The 19335-nt window shown below is 62.2% G+C and carries 17 protein-coding genes and 1 tRNA gene; 12 read left to right on the plus strand and 6 right to left on the minus strand.

Annotated elements, in window-relative coordinates:
- Positions 1–583 precede the first annotated feature (583 nt).
- From SZ63_RS04770 to SZ63_RS04790, 5 genes are all read left to right on the plus strand, one after another.
- Positions 584–997: a hypothetical protein gene (locus SZ63_RS04770; RefSeq protein WP_048181960.1), complete on the plus strand. Its 414-nt coding sequence runs from the start codon at positions 584–586 to the stop codon at positions 995–997.
- 143 nt (positions 998–1140) lie between these two features.
- On the plus strand, positions 1141–2094 hold the full coding sequence (locus SZ63_RS04775) for an ABC transporter permease (protein WP_241481246.1): 954 nt from the start codon (positions 1141–1143) through the stop codon (positions 2092–2094).
- 7 nt (positions 2095–2101) lie between these two features.
- The gene (locus SZ63_RS04780) at positions 2102–3115 is read left to right on the plus strand and encodes an ABC transporter permease (RefSeq protein WP_048181965.1); all 1014 of its coding nucleotides are present in this window, start codon (positions 2102–2104) and stop codon (positions 3113–3115) included.
- Between the two features lie 185 nt (positions 3116–3300).
- A complete protein-coding gene (locus tag SZ63_RS04785) occupies positions 3301–4344 on the plus strand; it encodes an ABC transporter permease (protein WP_048181971.1) in 1044 nt (347 codons plus the stop codon).
- A gap of 582 nt (positions 4345–4926) precedes the next feature.
- Positions 4927–5322, plus strand: coding sequence for a hypothetical protein (locus tag SZ63_RS04790; protein ID WP_048181978.1), 396 nt, complete (start codon positions 4927–4929; stop codon positions 5320–5322).
- A 110-nt stretch (positions 5323–5432) separates the two neighbouring features.
- On the opposite strand, the gene SZ63_RS04795 is transcribed toward SZ63_RS04790, so the two are convergent.
- The 5 genes from SZ63_RS04795 to SZ63_RS04815 form a co-directional block, all read right to left on the minus strand.
- The gene (locus tag SZ63_RS04795) at positions 5433–5660 is read right to left on the minus strand and encodes a translation initiation factor eIF-2B alpha/beta/delta subunit family protein (RefSeq protein ID WP_048181982.1); all 228 of its coding nucleotides are present in this window, start codon (positions 5658–5660) and stop codon (positions 5433–5435) included.
- 79 nt (positions 5661–5739) lie between these two features.
- Positions 5740–6468, minus strand: a complete 729-nt coding sequence (locus tag SZ63_RS04800) for an MBL fold metallo-hydrolase (RefSeq protein ID WP_048181986.1) — start codon at positions 6466–6468, stop codon at positions 5740–5742.
- A gap of 1 nt (position 6469) precedes the next feature.
- Positions 6470–7756, minus strand: a complete 1287-nt coding sequence (locus tag SZ63_RS04805; RefSeq protein ID WP_048181992.1) for an ATP-binding protein — start codon at positions 7754–7756, stop codon at positions 6470–6472.
- 44 nt (positions 7757–7800) lie between these two features.
- Positions 7801–8682 (minus strand): type II methionyl aminopeptidase, encoded by an 882-nt coding sequence (map, locus tag SZ63_RS04810; RefSeq protein ID WP_082122653.1) that lies wholly within the window; start codon positions 8680–8682, stop codon positions 7801–7803.
- Complete coding sequence (locus SZ63_RS04815) at positions 8679–9809, minus strand: M24 family metallopeptidase (protein ID WP_048181998.1); 1131 nt, start codon at positions 9807–9809, stop codon at positions 8679–8681. The genes map and SZ63_RS04815 overlap by 4 nt, the downstream gene beginning before the upstream one ends.
- Positions 9810–9868: 59 nt before the next feature.
- Between SZ63_RS04815 and SZ63_RS04820 the strand changes: the two genes are divergently transcribed.
- From SZ63_RS04820 to dacB, 4 genes are all read left to right on the plus strand, one after another.
- Positions 9869–10102, plus strand: coding sequence for a hypothetical protein (locus SZ63_RS04820; RefSeq protein WP_048182004.1), 234 nt, complete (start codon positions 9869–9871; stop codon positions 10100–10102).
- Positions 10103–10133: 31 nt separating this feature from the next.
- Positions 10134–10433 carry a hypothetical protein gene (locus SZ63_RS04825; RefSeq protein WP_011844927.1) on the plus strand — a complete coding sequence of 100 codons (300 nt, stop codon included), beginning with the start codon at positions 10134–10136 and terminating at the stop codon, positions 10431–10433.
- A gap of 35 nt (positions 10434–10468) precedes the next feature.
- Positions 10469–10541: transfer RNA gene (locus tag SZ63_RS04830), tRNA-Asn, on the plus strand.
- Positions 10542–10695: 154 nt separating this feature from the next.
- Positions 10696–12288 carry a D-alanyl-D-alanine carboxypeptidase/D-alanyl-D-alanine endopeptidase gene (dacB, locus tag SZ63_RS04835; protein ID WP_048182011.1) on the plus strand — a complete coding sequence of 531 codons (1593 nt, stop codon included), beginning with the start codon at positions 10696–10698 and terminating at the stop codon, positions 12286–12288.
- 696 nt (positions 12289–12984) lie between these two features.
- Here the strand turns inward: dacB and SZ63_RS12375 are convergent.
- Positions 12985–16341, minus strand: coding sequence for a PAS domain S-box protein (locus SZ63_RS12375; protein WP_052959059.1), 3357 nt, complete (start codon positions 16339–16341; stop codon positions 12985–12987).
- Positions 16342–16881: 540 nt separating this feature from the next.
- Between SZ63_RS12375 and kaiC the strand changes: the two genes are divergently transcribed.
- The 3 genes from kaiC to SZ63_RS04855 are packed head-to-tail and all read left to right on the plus strand — an operon-like array spanning position 16882 to position 19316.
- Positions 16882–18645: a circadian clock protein KaiC gene (gene kaiC, locus SZ63_RS04845; RefSeq protein ID WP_048182014.1), complete on the plus strand. Its 1764-nt coding sequence runs from the start codon at positions 16882–16884 to the stop codon at positions 18643–18645.
- The gene (locus tag SZ63_RS04850; RefSeq protein WP_048182019.1) at positions 18642–18953 is read left to right on the plus strand and encodes a circadian clock KaiB family protein; all 312 of its coding nucleotides are present in this window, start codon (positions 18642–18644) and stop codon (positions 18951–18953) included. The genes kaiC and SZ63_RS04850 overlap by 4 nt, the downstream gene beginning before the upstream one ends.
- A 6-nt stretch (positions 18954–18959) precedes the next feature.
- Entirely contained in the window at positions 18960–19316 is a 357-nt protein-coding gene (locus tag SZ63_RS04855; RefSeq protein ID WP_048182024.1) for a circadian clock KaiB family protein, read from the plus strand.
- Positions 19317–19335: the final 19 nt, after the last annotated feature.

Here is a 19335-nt window from a genome sequence, read left to right on the forward strand (position 1 = left end):
CAGTTTCATAGGCGCCCCTGGAGAACCCGACCTGCGACAAGGAGGTTCTGCGCGCCCATCAAGGAGGCCGTAACCCCCGATATCGGTCCGAGCCACCGAGTCGATATACTACACCCAGATCGTCTTCCATCCCCATGACCCGAACCACGACGACGCGCACGCGCACCGGGATACGGCCAGAAGACCCACAATATTACAGATTTTTCAGCATCCGCGGAACGTATGCGGATTTCAGTTCTACATATGCACCACGCTCACGAGAAAGAGATTCGGATCGATTTCTACCGAAAACACCCCATACCAGTCATGAATCGGGGCGAACATTGTAAACCGGGAGGAACCAGCGGGTCAAGGCCGCGATGACAATTCGATGGTAAGCACAGAAACGTTAAGAGGAGCAACGGCGACGTCTCGATTGGCGATACCGCATGCGGTATCCCGCGGGGGCCAGGAAGATCGATTGGCGTCGTGTCCCGGCTCCCACAGCGTGCCCGGAGGACGACTGAGTTGTTGGCTGCCATCAGGGATAGTCATTGTGATTTAGCGCTCCTCCTAGCACCATTCCGAAGATTAGAGGAACAAAATGACACAGAAAAAAGATCACCCTCTCAGGGTTGTACTCATGGCCATGTTGCTCGCCGCCTTGGTCGCCGTTCCTGCGGTGAGTGCCTATTCGGCATCGGACTATGCGACATCGTACAAAGAGACGGTGCCGACCCGGATCCAGTACTACGCTGAAACCGACGTGACAGAGGTGATGGATGAGATCTATATCCAGGCTAACCTCTGGTATAGACCTAATAGCGGATCGTCGAGCAACCATGTTGTGAGCACTCCCATGGAGCACTATTACAACGTGGATGGCGCTGGTGCATATGGAACATATTCCAATCCAGCGCCGGGCGACTACCAGACCCGGGGATACCGTGCGTTAGTCGAGAACGGTGTCGTATCGAAGAGCTGGTTCGATCAGAACGGCTGGACACCTCTGCAGTAGCCTCCCCCTGGTAGTTCCAATGTGGGACCGTCACTTCCTCGTAAGCTGCGGTCCCTTCGCCCCATAGAGTGTGAGAATATGAACGGTGACAACCCATGTCCATAACCCGGAGCAACCAAGCAGCTCCGAGTGGCCTACTGACGGTGGCCGGTAAGGAACTTACCGACCACCTGACGAACTGGACGTTTCTTGCCTTTGCGCTCCTGCTGATCGTGGTCTGCATCCTCCCTTTCCAGCAGGGTCTTACTGGATACCAGGCGACTCAGGCGGCGTATGCTGCCGGTCCCGTCGTCACCCCATGGGGTGTCGAAGAGTTCGGTAGCAGCCTTCCGAACGCCGCGGACGTTTACACCCGCCTCCCCGGAGAACTCTCTACCGTCGGGGCAATCCTTGCGATCGCCATGGGGTTCGATCTCATCTCACGGGAGCGGCAGACCGGTTCGCTCAAGTTGCTCCTCGTCCGGCCGATCTTCCGGGACGAGATCATCACCGGCAAGGCGCTCGGAGGCCTTTTTGCCCTGGGAATACTCGTTGCCGCGGGGCTTGCCGTTTCGCTGGCAGTCCTTCTCATCGAAGGGATCGTGCCCGGCCCGGACGATCTGGTCTCGATCTCTCTCTTTGGGATCGTAACGGTTGCGTTTCTGGCGTTCTACTTCAGTCTCGCCCTGGCGATCTCGACGGTGGTGCCCCGGACTGGAAAGGCATTTTTGTATGCGCTGATCGCGTTCTTCATCTTTTCCGCCCTCGTCCCGACGGTGGGAGCGGTTGCGAAGGACGTCGTTGCCGGTGCTCACCCTCTGGGTGCGGGCCCCTCCGAACGGGAAGATTACCAGACCCGGCTCGCACTGGTGAACAGCGTCGTAACAGTCTTTTCGCCGCAGTGGAACTACGAACTGGTTGCAAAGAGTGCTCTTGAACCGCGGCTCACTACCTACTCGTTCATTGAGGGTTCCGTAGTTCTCCTCCCCGGCGACGGGACGGCACGCCCGGCGGACGCCCTCGCACGGTTCTGGCAGAACGTGCTGGTGCTTTTCACAGCACCGTTCGTGCTCTTCGGGATCGCGTATATAGCGTTCCAGAGGATGGATGTCCGGTGATGCGCCAATGAAAATCGACCTCTCTCGTGTAGCGATCATCGCACGAAAGGAGTTCGCCGACCACCTCACCGACCGGACGTTCCTCCTGGTGCTCGCGCTCTTCGGCATTCTGACTCTCTTTGCCCTGGAGCGAGGCCTTGCTAGTTACACGAATGCAATGGAGTGGTATGTGTTTCTCCTGGAGAGGGCGGCGCGTGCCGACCACTTATCGACATCGCCGTTTACATCTTCTCCTAACCTCCCATCGGTGTTGTGGATCTTCCTCGGCGTAGGGGAAAAGTTCCTCCTCTTCGGGCCGTTGCTCGCGATCGCCGTGGGGTTCGACCTCATCTCCGGGGAGCGTTCGACCCGGTCGCTCCGGATGCTCCTCTCCCGGCCGGTCTATCGCGACGAGGTCATCACCGGAAAGGCCGTAGGCGGCGCCGTCGTGCTGGTGCTTGCATCGGCCGTGCCGTTCATCCTGGCGCTGGGTGCGGTGCTCGTCGCCGGGCTTACCGTCACCCCTCATGATGCGGCAATCGTGGTGCTCTGCTGGGGCGCCACGATCCTCTACCTGCTCGCGTACTTCGGCGTCGCCGTTGCATTCTCCGCATTCAGCGAAGACGGCGGCCGGGCGCTCGCCTGGGCGATGGCGATCTTCATCCTCTTCTCGGCGATAGTGCCCGTCGTTGCAGAGAGTTCGGCCGTCTCAGCCGCCGGCCCCATCCCGGCGTGGCCCGGCGACAATCCCACGCCGGACGAGGTACAGCAGTACCTGGAGGAGAGGAACGATCGCAGCGCGACGTACGACGATGTCAAGAACACCATTCTGGCACTCAGCCCCAACGGCAACTATGAAACGATGATAAAGATGCTGGGGTCCCTTCATTCCGGCGGCGGGGACGGGGGAGCCGTTGCGGAAGAACCCGGTCTCAAAGATGTGCTGGGCCGATTCTGGCAGAATATCGTCGGTCTCGTTGCGTTCCCGATGATCTTCCTCGCCGTCGCCTATGTGCGGTTCATGCGGATCGACTTGCGGTAACAATCTGGATGCAAAATGACAACAATGCTGTATTTTCCGGTAATATGCGGGGTCTCCCCGAAAACCCGGTCCCCGTCATCCGTGATGAGACATACAGGTGACGGCGCGGTGTCGACACACACCCTCATCATGCGGCGTTACAGCGGCGTTCTGCCTCCCCTGTCCTCCACCGGAGGTGGCGTTCCGTGACGTCCGGCCTCTTCGTCGTGCTGCAGAAAGAGTTCGTCGACCAGTCGACCAGCCGGCGTTTCCTCTGCATATTTGCGCTGTTCTTGCTCATCTCCGCGATCGGCGTCCACGACGGCGCGAACCAGTATGGGGATATGCTTGCATCGTACGCACAGCAGATGCAGTCCGTCTCCTCCGACACCTATATGCCGAGGTATATGCCCGAAAAGCCGTCACCCCTGCTCATATTTACGAAGATGGCCGATTACTTCGTGATGTTCGGGGTGTTCCTCGGCATCGCCATGGGGTTCGACCTCGTCTCAAAAGAAAAGGAGACCCGGTCGCTCAAGACCCTCCTCTCTCACCCGGTCTACCGGGACGAGGTCGTGAACGGAAAAGCACTCGGCAGCGCCCTGGTCCTGGCGATCGCCCTCGGCGCGACGGTCGCGGTATCGGTCGCCATCCTCCTTGTTGTGGGTATCGTACCCACCATGGACGAACTGGGTGCAATCCTGGTGTTTACCGTTGTCTCCGGGATATTTGTTCTGACCTACTTCTCGCTGGCTCTCCTGATGTCCGCCGTCGCGCCGGACAGCGGAACCGCCCTCATCTTTACTCTGATTATCTTTTTGCTCATCTCATCAGCGGTACCGATCTTCGGGTGGACAGCCGCCGAGATGATTGCCGGTTCGCCTCCCGAACAGCCTGCCGGGGTCCAGGGAACTTTTTATACCCCCATGAATGTCGACCCGGAGGAATTCGAGCAGTATGAGCAGGAGATGCGGTCTTACTGGGAAAAGCGGGCCGCGGCATCATCGCTGATCTCGCTGCTCTCCCCGAACGTCAACTATCAGAAGACCGCAACGGCCGTCACCAACCCAAAGATTGCCATGACAATGGATAATAATCCTTACTCGTTCACCGAGGGGCCGCCGGAGACACAGCCCGGCCTGGACGAAATTCTCGGCAGGATATGGGCAAACATTGTTGCACTCATCACGCTGCCGTGCGTATTCTTCGCCGCCGCATACGTGGGGTTCATGCGGATGGATATCCGGTAATGGTCCAGCCCCGGGTGCGCGTACTCTGCCTGCAGCCGGTTTCCAGGGGAAGCACCGGAGTACCAGGCTCCGATATCTGCAGGCCTGCTCTTTTCCCTAGACCGGGATCTTTGAACGCCCGGACGAATTGGTGGTTGTCCTAGAAAAGGTATAAGGAATAACAACGGAGTTCTGCTTGGCGATACCGCATGCGGTATCCCACCGGGGGCTGAGACCCTCGATTGGCGTCGTGTCCCTGCCCCTGGAGCATACCCGGAGAACACGGGCCCACAACCACTATTCCCGCCAGCAGCCCCATGTTCTCCGGGATGCGCATGAATGGTTGTTCGAAACCCTGAGGTCAAAACGCCTCTTCGGCATCAGCTCATCCACCGTGGCGCTGCCGATTGCGGCGTTATCTCCGTGCCGGCGGGATGGAACGCGTTCACACCGAACTGTCCGAAACGTGGACGGCGGCCGGGGCGACGGGCAGGGGCCGCCCCTGTCCGTCCTCATGATCGCACGAAGGCTCGTTATGATGATTGAACCGGGAACGCATTTTGCAGGAGCGTGATTCCAGTCCTTCTCATCGCGGTGGCCTGTATGACGGTTACGCTGTTCTGGCCGGACGGAGAGGTGCACGTTATAGACACCGCGAGCGGGCGTATCGTCTTTTGCGAGAACGTCACCGCCGGCACCCATCCCCAGGGGCGGGTCTGGATCGACTCGGACCTCAACGAGACGGTCGCCTCTTCCGGCACGGATGTCGTGGCCGGGCTCGGGAGGAACATGTTTACGGTGACCTGCGCCAACCGGAACTATGGGATCTTCGATCCTGCCCGTGCCTCGTTCACGCTGACCGTCCGGGATGCAGCGGGCAGGCCGTACAGCGAATCCGTCACCATGGACCGGGCCGGTACAAAGACCCTGTCCGTCTCGTTCGACGCGGAGGAAGCGGGCGAGGGGGCGTTTCGGATCTCCGCGACGAGTTTTCGTTAAGACCGGCAGCGACAGAAGGGGGCGACCCGGCGAGGGCATAGATCCTCCCCGCTCAGAGACCCCCACGCGACCGCTCGACCTCCTAGAGCATCCCCTCGTCGGATGCCGTATCACCGCAGTTCCTCGATCCTCCACCCGAGGTAGTCCCGGATCACCGTGAACGCCAGCCCCGGCGGGATCGCGCCCTGCTCGGCGACGATCAGGTCGACGTACTCCGCGGGCGTCACGTCGAAGGCCGGGTTTCGGACCCGGACGAAGGGGAGTTCCTCCGCCACCGCCCGGGGCAGAACCTCGTAGGGGTGCCGCTCCTCGATCGAGACATCGTTGTTCGTCTTCACACAGTATCTGTGCCTTGTGCGGATGGACATCCGATGACGGGGGGCCGGTCCAAGCCTGAATGCGCGCCCTCCCCCTGGCTCACTCCCAGCAGAACGTTTCCATGTCGTACCCGGCGTGCGGCATCCCCGGCGGGACCAGGTGGCTCATGTGGACGCACCGGTAGTCCCTCGCCCCGACGCCGCGGGCGAACCGGACCGCCTCGGCGTAGTTCATGTGCTTGGTGATGGAGTAGCCTTCGGGAGCGATGGCGTCGACGAAGAGGAGATCGATATCGGTATTTTCGAGGAGATCCCTGCTCCTCTTCGGGATATCCTCCCGCGTGTCGGCGGTGTAGGCGACCGTCACGCCGTCGTGCTCGATCAGAAGCCCGCAGGTGTAGACCGGCGGGTGGTTCACCTCAAAAAACGTGAAGGTCACGCCGAAGAGGTCGAACGGCTCGTAGACCGGGACCGGGTGCTTCTCGAACGGCAGGAAGTGGAGGTAGCCCGAGCAGTAGTCCATCACCGGCGGCGCCGCGTAGGCCGGAGGCACCTTCTGCACCCGGTAGAACTCCCCGAACCCGATGAAGTGGTCGTAATGGCCGTGCGACCAGAGGACGGCGTCGATGTGGGGCGAACAGGCCCGGAGGAGTTGCTGCCGGAGATCCGGGGAAGAATCGATGAGAATGTGCCTGCCCTCCGTCTCGACGAGGAGGGACGTCCGGAGCCGTGACCGCCCCGCCGCGATCATCGCGCGGCAGTTCTCGCAGTCGCACCCCACCTTCGGCGTCCCGATGGCGTCCCCGGTCCCGAGCAGCGTGATACGCATCTTAGCGCCCTGTCCGGATGACGTTCCTCTCCTCCGCCCGGAGGAGCCCCTGCTCGATGTCCACCGGGTCGACCCGGTGCCGGTCCTCCATCAGCGCCGACATCACCGCTTCTTTCATCATCATCCTCAGATCGGAGCCAGAGAACCCCTCCGTGCGGGCGGCAAGGTCTGCGAAGTCGCAGTCGCACTCGATCGTGGCGGCGACCTTCTCGAGGATTGCCTGCCGCATCTCCCGGTCGGGGAGCGGGAACTCCACCACCTCGTCAAAGCGCCGCCAGGCCGCCTCGTCGAGGATACGGGGGTGGTTCGTCGCCCCGATGAGGAGGACGCCGTTCTTGACGAAACTGATCTGGTCGATGTTTTTGAGGAGCATGTTCACCGCGCGTTTCATCGCGCCGTGGTCGTCGCTGACCCGGGTCTTCGCGACGAAGTCGAACTCGTCGATGAAGAGGATGCAGGGCGAGAGTTTCTTCGCGAGGTCGAAGATCCGGTCGATGTTCTTCGAGGTCTCGCCCAGGTACTGGGAGGTGACCATCGCGAGACGGACCTCGAGCACCGGCATGTGGAGCGTCCGCGACATCGCGAGCGCAAGCGAGGTCTTCCCGGTTCCAGGCGGGCCGACGAAGAGGAGCCGGCCGAACTCGTAGATGCCGTGCCGCTTTAAGAAGTCGCGGTGCTCGAGGGCGACGCCGATCTTCTTGATGGTCTCCTCCTGCCGGGGCGTGCAGACCAGTTTCGCAAGCGTGAACTCGACCTCGTCCGGTGCGCTGATGATGATGAGGTCGCGGGCCTCCCGCATCTCTTCGCTCTCCCCGATGATCCGGGAGACCTTCGCTTCCACGTACTCCCGGGTATCCTCGAACCGGCGATTTTTCGCCCGGACGTCGCGGTACCGGGCTGCAACGCCGTCTTTCCCGTCAAAGAAGTACGCGAGGACGGGGTTCTCCCCGACCCTTTCCTCGCCGCCTTTCTTGAGGAACCATCCCGCCGCCGTGTCGAGCGAAGGCAGGTTCAGCCGCTGCCCGAACTCGTCGTAACCGACGAACGGATTTGCGCGAACGGCCTGGTAGACGGCATCCGGGGTACCGAGCACCTTCTTGATCGCTCCCTCGCTCACAATCAGGGGACGCTTCACCTCGCGGCTCCCGCCGCTCCCGGCACCGAAGAACTCCCGGCATCGCGGGTGAAGGTCGTTGATATCGAGTTCCTCGTTCCGGTTGAATATCTCCGCGGTGAGCAGGAGTTCCATGATGGCGAGGACGTCACGTGTACCTGTGTCGCCGGTCATATCTATGAGCAGACATATTTGCGCGCGGCATCAATAAGCGTAACTCACCGGGTGGTGACCTCGCACCCCTCTTCCGTGACGAACATGGTGTGCTCCGCCTGCGAGACGAACGAACCCGGGACGTCGTGCAGCACCGGGAAGGGATGAAGGATCCCGTTCCGCACAAGGGTTGAGAGCCCGATCTCGACCTTGTCCCCCGGAACCCAGCGGCGGGAGAACGGGAGCCCCCTGCGCGGCCGGGCGGTCTCGAGGATCCGCTTTGCCGACGGGAGGCGTGCGGGCCGGGCTGCGATCTGTTTGTAGATCTCCACCCTCGGGGCTTCGGTGACCTTCCCCGACCCTGTCGTCGCGAAGGGCTCGATTGCAAAGACCATCCCTTCTTCGAGGACAGTGCCGCCGTTCATCGCGACGTTCGGAATCATGGGCTTTCCGTGGAGGTCGTAGCGGTCGAGGCCGTGTCCGGTGAGGTTTCCGACCGGTTTGTAGCCGTGCTCCTCGATCGCCGCCTGGATGATCGTCCCGAGTTCCCCGGTGACGACTCCCGGCCGGACGGCCCCGATCGCCGCTTCGAGGGCCGCCCGGGACGCCTCGACGAGCGGCCCGTGGTCGCCGAGGTCGACGGTCATCGCGGTGTCGGCGATGTAGCCGTCGACGTGGATCCCGAGATCGACCTTGACGAGGTCGCCCCGGGCGAAGATCCGCTCGTCCCCGGGCATGGCGGTGTCGTGGGCCGCGGCCTCGTTGAAGGAGACGTTTAAGGGGAAGGCGAGCAGCGCCCCCTCCTTCGTCACCATATTCTCCGTCTCTTCAACCATATCGAGGAGGGGCGCCCCCTCCTTCACGAGCCCCGCGCCCCGGCGGAGCACCTTCCTTGCCAGCGCCCCTGCTTCCCGGTAGGCGTCGTAAACTTCGTCGTCCATGATCATAGCGTGAGCTCCTCTCCGTATTGGGTGAACCGGTCAAACCCGGTCTCTGTCACCGCGCCCATATCCTCCAGGCGGACGCCGCCGGTTCCGGGGTAGTAGAGCCCCGGTTCGATCGTGACGACGTTGCCGGCACAGAGCTCCCCGCCCTGCGGCCCGAGCGACGGCTCTTCATGCACCTCGAGCCCGACGCCGTGGCCGAGGCTGTGGGTGAACCCCTGCGTGTTGCTCTCGTAGCCGCGGTCGCGGAAGAACTCGACCGTCGCGCGGTAGAGATCGGCGCCGACGGCACCGGCACGGAGCATCGATACGGCGTGGGTCTTTGCGTCCCGCACAGCCTCGTACATCTCCCGGATTGCAGGAGAGGGCTCGCCTTTCACGACCGTCCGGGTCATGTCGGCGTGATAGCCGGTCAGTTCGTCCTGCGGGTAGATGTCGATGACGATCGGTTCGTTCTCCCGGAGCGGCCCTGCGCCGGGGCTGTGGGGGAGCGCGGTGTCGGGCCCGCAGGAGACGATGGTGTCGACCCCGCGGTAGCCGTGGGCGAGCAGGTAGGCGTGCATCCCGGCGCGGACGGCTTCGGAGGTGAGGGGCGCGCCATCCCGGTAAAGGACGCCCCCTTTCGGGACGGACGACCGGATGAGCGCCATCCCGTGCTCCATCGCGGCCTCGGTGGCCCGCTGGACCGAGCGTATCCGCTCGATCTCTTCCGGCGCCTTGACCGCCCGCATCGCCTCGACCGCTCCCCGCTCGTCGAGCACGACCGGGTGGAAGGACTCGAGTTCTCTCGCGAGGGCGAGCGGGAAGTTCGCGGGGACGAGGACGGGGCCGCCGGCGAGGTCGGCGATCATGTGGGCGGTCGCACGCCAGCGCGGCTCTCCGGCCTTGATGTAATCGAGATACCCGGCATCGGCACGGGTGGCGACCGCCGCCGTCGATTCCCGGACCGCACGTTCGTGCTCCATCTGCGGGACGACGATCATCCCGCGCTCGCCAGGCTTCTGGACGTAGACCACGGGGTCGGTGGTGCGGAACCGGGTCAGATAGCGCACGTTGGCATCCAGAGATGAGCCGTAGGCCGCGTATGCCGCGGTATCCGCGTCCCGGATAGCCGAATCCAGTCCATTCATTCTACCAACTCTTCCGTTGAAACCACAAGTACTTTTACCCCCGCGTTCAAGTATGAATAATGGATGAGGCAACCAAACAGGTCTTCAAGGCAAAGTTCGTCATGCTGACGGTCATGCTCAACGTCATCGTCCTCTGCTTCGCCATGGGTGTCTTCGTCCTCTTCCGGTTCGCGCCCGAAGGGACCATCGGCCTTGCGATCGGCCTTCTCCTCCTCACGGTAGGGGCGGCCCTCTCCATATCGTTCCGGAAGCAGTATGCGCAGACGAAGGTCTGGCTGCACGAACAACCATAAGAGTGCGCGTTGCACCCACGCGGGTAAATCCATGCTGGCAAAGATCAAATCCGAGATTGAACTTGTCTCAAGGCACCTGGAGGTGATCCGGGCGGTCGTGGAGCACCAGCCCATCGGCATCATGAAACTCGCCGACATCCTGGATCTCCCCTACCACCGGGTCCGCTACTCGCTACGCATCCTGGAGCAGGAGGGATACATCCGCGCCTCGCCGGCCGGCGCGGTGGCGACACCCCTTGCAGGCGACCTTCTTTCTACTCTGGACGCCGAGGTCGACGAATTGATCGATCTTCTCCTGGTTATCCGGAAAGAGAATTCCCGTAATGTTTAATACGATTCAGTCAAGACATTATAGAGCACTTGTGTGCCGCCATAACTCAGTTGGTAGAGTGGCTGGCTGTTAACCAGCATGTCACAGGTTCGAGTCCTGTTGGCGGCGTTCCCGTCTTCTCCCTCTTCAGCAGAACAGCGCTCCGTCGCACCCCGTCTCTTCGTTCCCCGATATCTCCCCCGGGTGCACGAAGACCCGTGCCACCCCGTTGCCTTAACCGCTTTTCAAAACGCCTAAATCCGCAGAACTCAAACCTCCGGCTATGAATGCGCAAATTGTCGGAACGCCGCCAACAGGCCGCCGGTTGCTTACCGTCGCGGGCGCAGTATTGATTGTTCTTGCCGCGCTCTGCGCTGCGGGCTGCACCGCCACGGCCCCGACCGAGACCGTTATGGCGTCCGACGCCGCGAACGCAACCGAATTCAAAGAACGGATCGATGCCGTCATCTTGCAGGAGCGGTATGATTACGCCACGTGGGGCATGATGGCGCGGGACACCTCCACCGGCGAGGTGCTGCTCTCGATGAACGGCGACCGTCTCTTCACGCCGGGCTCGACGACGAAGGTCTTCACCGTCTCGACCGCTCTCGACGTTCTCGGCCCCGACTACCGGTTCAGGACGCCGGTGTACCGGGTCGGCGACGACCTGGTGCTGGTGGCCTCGGGCGACCTTGCGATGGGCGGCCGGGCCGGGCCGAACGGCACCCTTGCGTTCACGAACGAGGATCACGGCGATGCCTGGGCGTTCGGGGACTGCCTGCTCGTCGGAGCCGACCCGCTCGCCGGGCTCGAGAGCCTGGCCGAACAGGTTGCTGCGGCCGGGATCACGGCGGCAGATGACGTGATCGTCGACGACCGGCTCTTTTGCGAGACGCAGATGATGTCCGAGGCGCTGGTGACGCCGATCGTCGTCAACGACAACCTGATCGACGTGACGATCGTTCCCGGGCGGGAGGGAGAGCCGGCGACGGTCGACTGGCGGCCGCGATCGTCCGCATACACGGTCGAAAGCCGCGTCGTGACCGGGGCGCCGGGCTCGGCGCCGACGGTGACGATCCCCGCCTACACCGGGCAGGCAGTGATCGAGGTGGCCGGGACGGTGCCGGCGGACGCAGGATCGGTTAATCTGACCTCGAACGTGGAGGTCCCGGCGGCGTTCGCGAGAAGCCTCTTCATCGACGCGCTTGAGAACGCCGGGGTGGCGATCTCGACACCGGCGGCCGGGGAGAACCCGTCGGGGGACCTTCCCGACGGATACGGGTCGGCCAAAGTCGCCGAACTCGTCTCTCCGCCGCTCTCCGAGTACGCGAAGGTGACCCTGAAGGTGAGCCAGAACCTCTACGCGAACTGCCTGCTCGGGATCATCGCCGCTCACGAGGGCTACGATACGGTCGAGGCCGGGCTCTTTGTCGAAGGGGCGTTTCTCGAAGAGATCGGGGTGAACCCCGACACCCTGATGCTCGCCGACGGCGAGGGGAGCATCGTGAACCGGATCAGTCCCCTCGCGGCGACCGAGCTCGCGGTCTACATGGCGGGGACGGAACTGCATGCCCCGCTCTCCGACGCCATGCCGGTCCTCGGCGTGGACGGGACGCTTGCAGGCAATGCCCGACCGGGAGACCCGGGTTACGGTGCGATCCGTGCCAAGACCGGAACCTCGGCGGGCGGCGACCAGCAGGGCGGGATCTTCCTCTACACCCGCGGCCTGCTCGGCTATATGACGACGGCGAAGGGAACGCCGGTCACGTTTGCGATCTACGTCAACAACATCGCCGGCCTTGCGTCGATGGACGACCTGCAGGGCGTGACGGACGACGTAAACGATGTCGCCGTTCTGATATACGAGTATCTCTGACCCCTTTTTTTCGGCCGTTACGGGCCCGGTCTTTCGGAGAAGGGCCGGGTCGACGGACTGATCGATCTCCTTCCGGCTATCCGAAAAAGAATCACCCTGACGTTTGATGCGAGTTGGCCAATACCGTCCTGAATCTTCGTTACCCCTCGCGAAGGATTATGTCCCGGGTTGCGCTACGCCACGGCGGGCGTGCCGCGGTTCTGCATACGCCGGAGACTGCACACTGCAGGATCGTGCACCACCGCACCGGAGTCCCCACCCTTCGACGATGAGTGCCGTTTTGCACCGCTACGCACACCGTCTCACGGCGGGGGAGAACCTGTCTTGCAGGGTTACCTGCTCCAGGGCGATCGACCCGAGACCAGGAGTCTCCCCGGCCGGCGCCCGGCTTCCCCGGCGTCCTGCTTCGCCGCCGCCTCCAGGCACTCCGCGCTGCAGTAAGGTACGCTTCCGCCTGCGGCTTGCTCTTTTATCGGGAACTCCCGGCCGCAATATCCGCAATAAGCTGTTTCAGGCATCCGAACTCACCTGATGATAGAGGAGGCATGCCCGGGGATAAACCTTTCCTTAAGTTCCGGAAAACCGCCATCGGTCCATCCAGAACGGCTCATTCGATGAACCGGAGATCTCCGGCGGCCCCATGCGCGGGAGTCCCGCCCCCTTCTACCGGCAGCGGCAGGCGGTGCCAGGGGATCCCTACGCAGCCGGCTTCAGCGTGAACCGGAACGCTGCCCCCTCCCCCGGCCGGCCGGGCACCCGGTCCTCGACCCGGACATTCCCGCCGTAGCGCTCCACCAGCGTCCGGACGATGAACAGCCCGAGACCCTCGCCTTTGCCTCCTGCCATACCCCGATCGAACCGGCGGAAGATCTTCTCCTTCACCTCGTCCGAAACCCCGGGGCCGGTGTCCTCGACCGAGACCCGAACATCGCCGTTCTGCTCCTCGACCCTGATGGTGATCAGAACGTCCGCGCCGCCGTATTTGACCGCATTGCTGATGAGATTGTTGAAGACGGTCGGGAGAAGGCCGTCCGCCAGCACATCGATGTGAGCGCCCGAATACCGGATCGATGCCCCGGGAAAACTCTCGATCTCGTTTTGGACGACCGCATCAAGGTTCACCGGCACAAGATCGATACTTCCCTCATGTATCCGCCGGACGGTGGCGACGTTACGGAGGATGTTGGTGCTCCGCTCGATGCTGGCGTGCAGCTTCTCCGCATAGGCCTTCAGGTCGCCGTCGGCGAGCTCGGTCAGGAGATCGGCGTACATGCCCGAGACGTTGTTCGCGTTCCGCACATCGTGCGTCATGATGTCGAGGTACATGTTCGCCTCGTCGCGTGCCGCCTCGACCTCGCGGCTCTGCCGCACGAGGTCTTCGGTGCGGCGCACAAGCGCTTCTTCCGTCCGCTTGCGGTCGGTGATATCCTCCAGCATCCCGATGGCATAGTGCGGCCTGCCCTCTGCGTCCCGGAGCAGAGATGCGGTCATGCGTCCCCAGACAGTACGGCCTTCTTTTGTCAGATACCTCTTCTCGATGACATAGGAATCCCGGGCGCCGGCGAGCATGTCTTCAAAGAGATCCAGGTCAACATACATGTCGTCAGGATGGGTAACCGCCGCAAACGTGAGGTTGGAGAGTTCTTCGGCGGTGTATCCCAGGATCTCTCTCAACCGTGGATTGGCTTCCAGGATGCGGCCGTTCATATCGACAATCGATATGCCGACGCCTGCCCAGTCGAAGATGCCGTGGAACCGTTCCTCACTCTGACGCAGGGCTTCTTCCGCACGCTTCCGCTCGCTGATATCCCGGATGATCATCGTCGTCCTGACGTTTCCGCCTCTGTCCGTGTAGAGTGCGGACGAGACCTCGCCGGGGAAGGTGGTCCCGTCTTTTCGCCGGTACCTGAGTTCTCCCCTGAACAGCCCTGTCCGGGCCCTTTCCTCAAGAGCGGGTCGGAGGCGCGGGTCCGATAGATCCACGACGCCGTCCCTGCCTGCACGGATCAGCTCCTCTTCGGTCATGCCGAAGATCCGGCGAGCTTCAGGATTGGCAGAGAAGACCGAACCGTCGGGAGCTGTGAGAAGGACTGCATCGATGCTGTTCTCGACGAGGTTCCGGTACTTCTCCTCGCTCTCCCGGAGGGCATCTTCCGCCCTCCTCCGGTCGGTGATGTCGCGTGCATTCACCACAAACCCCCGGACGGCAGGCTCTTTTAAGAGGTTGATACCGATGATATCGAAGTTCAGCCACTTTCCCGAACTGTGCCGAAGCCGAACTTCGAGGGGGAGCCTCTCTCCCGGATGGGCGGCAGCAGTGGAGAGGGCGTTCATCACCAGCGGCAGATCGTCGGGGTGCGTCATTTCGACGGCATGCCGTCCGATGAGTTCTTCGGGCGCATACCCCCCGACCTGTCTCACCGACGGGCTTGCATACGAGATGGTTCCCCCTTCATCGAGGACGATGACGATATCGGAGGCGTTCTCGGTGAGCAGCCTGAATCGCTCCTCGCTCCGGCGCAGTGCCTCCTCGGCCCGCTTGCGGTCGATGAAATCGGCGGCCTGGCGCGCCAGAACATCGATGAAACGCAGCTCGTTCGCCGTGGGCTCATACGGCCGGCGCCAGTGCGTGGAGAGCATGCCGAGCAGAGTGCCGGAACGCGAGTAGAGCGGCGTGGTCTGCACGGCACGGATACCTGTCTCAAGATATGTCTCCCGGTCAGCGCTGCCGGCCATGAATTCGCAGTCCAGGATGTCCGGGACAATGACGCGCTGCCCGGTGAGGAGGGCTTTACCGCAGGCACTCTCCGAATCCGGGCGCACCCATTCCCAGAACCGGGCGGCCTCTTCGGTGAATCCACGATGGCCCAGGAGCCGGAGTTCCCCTACGGGTCCGCGTTCCGCATAAAGCATCTGGATACTCGCGAAATCGGCGTCGAGGATCGTCATCGCGGTATCGAGAATCTGCTCGTAAAGCGCCTCGGCCCTGTCGGCCTGGATCATCCGCGTGCTGACCTGCTGGAGGCGCCGGGCGGCGTCGAGTTCCGCCGCGAGGGACTGTTTGCTCCGGCGCAATGCTTCTTCCATCAGCTTGCGGTCGGTGATATTTTTTCCGTATACGTTCACGTAGTGCAGATCCCTTAACGGAACAAATGTGAGAAGGTAGGTCTCGGCACCGATGCGGTGCTCCACCTCCTGCCGGACGCCGGACGCCAGCGCCATTTCTGCTATCGCGGCAATATCCCCGGGGGCATCCGTGCCGGGGCCGGCGAACGCCTCTGCAAATGTTGCCCGGGCTGCGCTGTTGGCATAGATGATGGTGCGCCCGTTCTCAAGCCGCAGGGTCGGATTGGGATTTTCGGCAGGGAACCGGGCGATGGACTGGAGTTCTTCCTCCGCCCGCCTGCGCTCTTCGATCTCGCTCTGGAGCCGGGTATTGGCGTGTTCGAGTTCGGACGTCCGTTCCCGGACCCGGTCCTCGAGTTCGCCATACGCTCTTTGCAGCGTCTCCTCCGCCTGCTTGCGTTCGGTCAGATCCAGGGCAACCAGGGAGTAGACCTGTACCCCGTCCATGGAGAGCGGCTTCAAGGAGAGGTGTACCGGAACCCGGCTGCCGTCCTGCGCCTGCACCGTGCTCTCGCCCGCACTGCCGGACGAATTTGCCTCCAGCATCCTGCGGAAAACCTCCGCAGACTTCGGAGCGATGAAGGCGTGGATCGACTCGCCCATCAACCTCTCGAGGGGCATAGCAAGTAGTTGGGCCAGACTCCGGTTACCGTAGAGGATGATGCCGTCAGTGGAGACAAGCGCCGCTCCTTCCCGCATCTGCTCGATGAGGACGCGGTAGGGATGCTCGGCGGTCTTTAAGGTATAAACCTTCTCGCCTTCGTCCGTGGAGACCAGAAAGGCATCGACCTCTCCACGCCGGATCGCCGAGAGCGCCTCTTCCGCTCCGGCAAAATCTCCATAGAGCTCCTCCAGTACGCGGAGGAGTTCCTTCTCCCGCGGCAGATGTGGAGTGCTCGTACCGGACTGCTGATCCTGACCCTGCATCACGCGTTATCCCCGGAGACGCTTATTACCCCTTCTCGATCGTCGAGGGGTTGAAACGTGTGTCTTTACCAGTTTCACTCAAGCATGAAATAACTACTTTCGCAATCCCGGATCTCCCGGCAGCCGTGCGTCACGGGCGTACTGTGCCGTGAATGCAACGGATCCGGTATCGCAGCCGCTCCACCAAAAAGACATTCGCAGGGTTCGGGTTTCGTTCGAATACGACAAGTGATCTCTGTTCATAAATAAGGCGGTTTCATAGGTGCCGTGGACGAAACAGGCCGCTCCGGGCCCGGCGGACCCGAAGTTTCATTTCATCGATCCGGGGTATGCGTATGGCTGAAAACGGCCGGCATAAACGTGCATGCGTGAAACGGTCACGCTCCTCTCGGGCCGGGGATACGATCGCTCATAACCGGCCAGGGATGCCCCGTCCACGGGAGAGAAAGACGCACGGATACAGACCCGTCACGACCACCCAACTCCTACAACACACTTTAACATCCCTGAAATTCAACAGGCATCTTAGCGTTGATATATATGCGCGACACAGAACAATCCCGGGGACCGGCACGCATCGAGTTGCCGAAGAGCCCGACGGGTATCCGGGGCCTCGACGAGATCACCCTGGGCGGTCTGCCGAGAGGGCGTACATCCCTTGTCGTCGGGAAGGCAGGGTCCGGCAAGACCCTGCTCGGCATGGAATTTTTGGTACACGGCGCGCTGGATTTCGGGGAGCCCGGCGTCTTCATCTCTTTTGAGGAGACACCCGGAGATCTCGTTGAGAACGTTGCATCGCTCGGCTACGACTTAAACGATCTCCAGGAGAGGAACCTGCTCGCGATCGACCACGTGGAGGTGTCCCGGAGCGACATCATCGAGACCGGGGAGTTCGATCTCGAAGCCCTCTTCATCCGGCTCAACTATGCCATCGACTCCATCGGCGCGAAAAGGATCGTCCTCGACACCATCGAGTCGCTCTTCTCCGGTATCGCGAACACCGGCATCCTCCGCGCCGAACTCCGGCGGCTCTTCTTCTGGCTGAAGGATAAAGGGGTTACCGCAGTCGTCACCGGGGAGAGCGGGGGGACGACCATGACCCGGCATGGCCTCGAGGAGTATATCTCGGACTGCGTGATTCTCCTCGACCACCGGGTGGACGACCAGATCTCCACGCGCCGCCTGCGGGTAGTGAAGTACCGTGGTTCTGTCCACGGCACCAACGAGTATCCCTTCCTGATCGACGAGGACGGGATCTCGGTGCTGCCCATCACCTCCACCGGTCTTTCGCACACCGTCACCAGCGAACGCATCTCGAGCGGCGTCGAGCGCCTCGATGCCATGCTCGATGGAGAGGGCTTCTACCGCGGCAGCACGATCATGGTCGCGGGGACGCCCGGCACCGGAAAGAGCAGTTTCGGGGCGAGTTTCGTGAACGCCGCCTGCCTCCGCGGGGAGAAGTGCCTTTACTTCTCCTTCGAGGAGTCTCCCGACCAGATCCTGCGCAATATGCGGTCGATCGGGATCGACCTTGCGCCCCACATCGAGAGCGGACTCCTCGAGATCCACTCTTCCCGGCCGACGATGTACGGCCTTGAGATGCATCTCGTCATGCTTCTGAAGCAGGTTCAGGAGAAGCAGCCCGGGGTCGTGGTGATCGATCCCCTGACCGATCTCATCGCGATCGGTTCCACAAAAGACGTCAAGGTCATGCTCACGCGCCTGATCGACTACCTGAAAACGAACCGGATCACCGCGCTCTTCACCCACCTGGTCTACACGCGGAAGAAGATGGCGCCCTCGGACCTTGCCGTCTCCTCGCTCATCGACACCCTGATCCAGCTCCTGGACATCGAATCCACCGGGGAGCGCAACCGCGGGCTCTACGTGCTGAAGTCCCGTGGGATGAGGCATTCCAACCAGATCCGCGAATACCGGATCACCGGCGGCGGCATCGAGTTCGTCGACGTCTACGTCGGGCCTGCCGGGATGTTCATGGGCACCGCCCGGCTCGTGCAGGAGGCGAAGGAGCGGGCGGAGGCAGAGGCCAGAAGAGACGAGATCGCGTCCCGGCAGCGCGAACTGGAGCGGGAACGGAGCATCATGGAGGCCCGGATCGCTCTCCTGCAGAATGAGTTCGTCTCGCGTGAGGGGGAGTTGCAGAGGATGATCGAGGCGGAGAGCCGCCGGCAGCGCGTGATTGATGCGGACACCCGCGCAATCGGGGAACTGCGGAAAGCCGACGCATCCGATGATGATAAGAAGATTCGGACAATACGGGAGGAGACGGAGGAGAAGCGATGACCGATACGGAGAAGACTGCCGGCGAAAACGGGGAGAAGTGGATTTTACGGCTCTACGTCGCCGGCCAGACCCCGAAGTCGCTCGCCGCGTTCGCCAGCATAAAAAGGATCTGCGAGGAGCACCTGGCCGGGAGATATGAGATCGAGGTGATCGACCTCCTCGAGCACCCCCAGCTTGCCAGGGGCGACCAGATCTTCGCCGTCCCCACGCTTGTCCGGAAGCTACCCCCGCCGCTCCGAAAGATCATCGGGGACCTCTCGAACACGGAGAAGGTCCTCGTCGGCCTGGACGTTCAGCCGAGCAGGTGATGCGGTATGGCGAACGGAAAGAACGAGAATGCAAAGGATCAGTATTCAGCCACGGATGCGTTCGAGCTGGCGCTGGAGGAGACGGACGCCCGTTATGTTCTGCGGCTCTACGTCACGGGAATGACGCCCCGTTCGCAGAAGGCAATCGAGAACATCAAGGAGATCAGCGAAGAGCATCTCGCGGGGCGCTACGACCTCGAGGTGATCGATATCTACCAGCAGCCCGAACGGGCACAGGAAGCCCAGGTCGTCGCGACTCCCACGCTCATCAAGCAGCTGCCTCTGCCTCTCCGGAAGCTGATAGGGGATATGTCGGATAAAGAGCGCGTTCTGGTCGGGCTTGGCATTCAGCAGAAGGAGTGATCGGTTCACTCACCGGGTG

Origin of the sequence: Methanoculleus sediminis (genome assembly GCF_001017125.1) — an archaeon.
Taxonomy (GTDB): Archaea; Halobacteriota; Methanomicrobia; order Methanomicrobiales; family Methanoculleaceae; genus Methanoculleus; species Methanoculleus sediminis.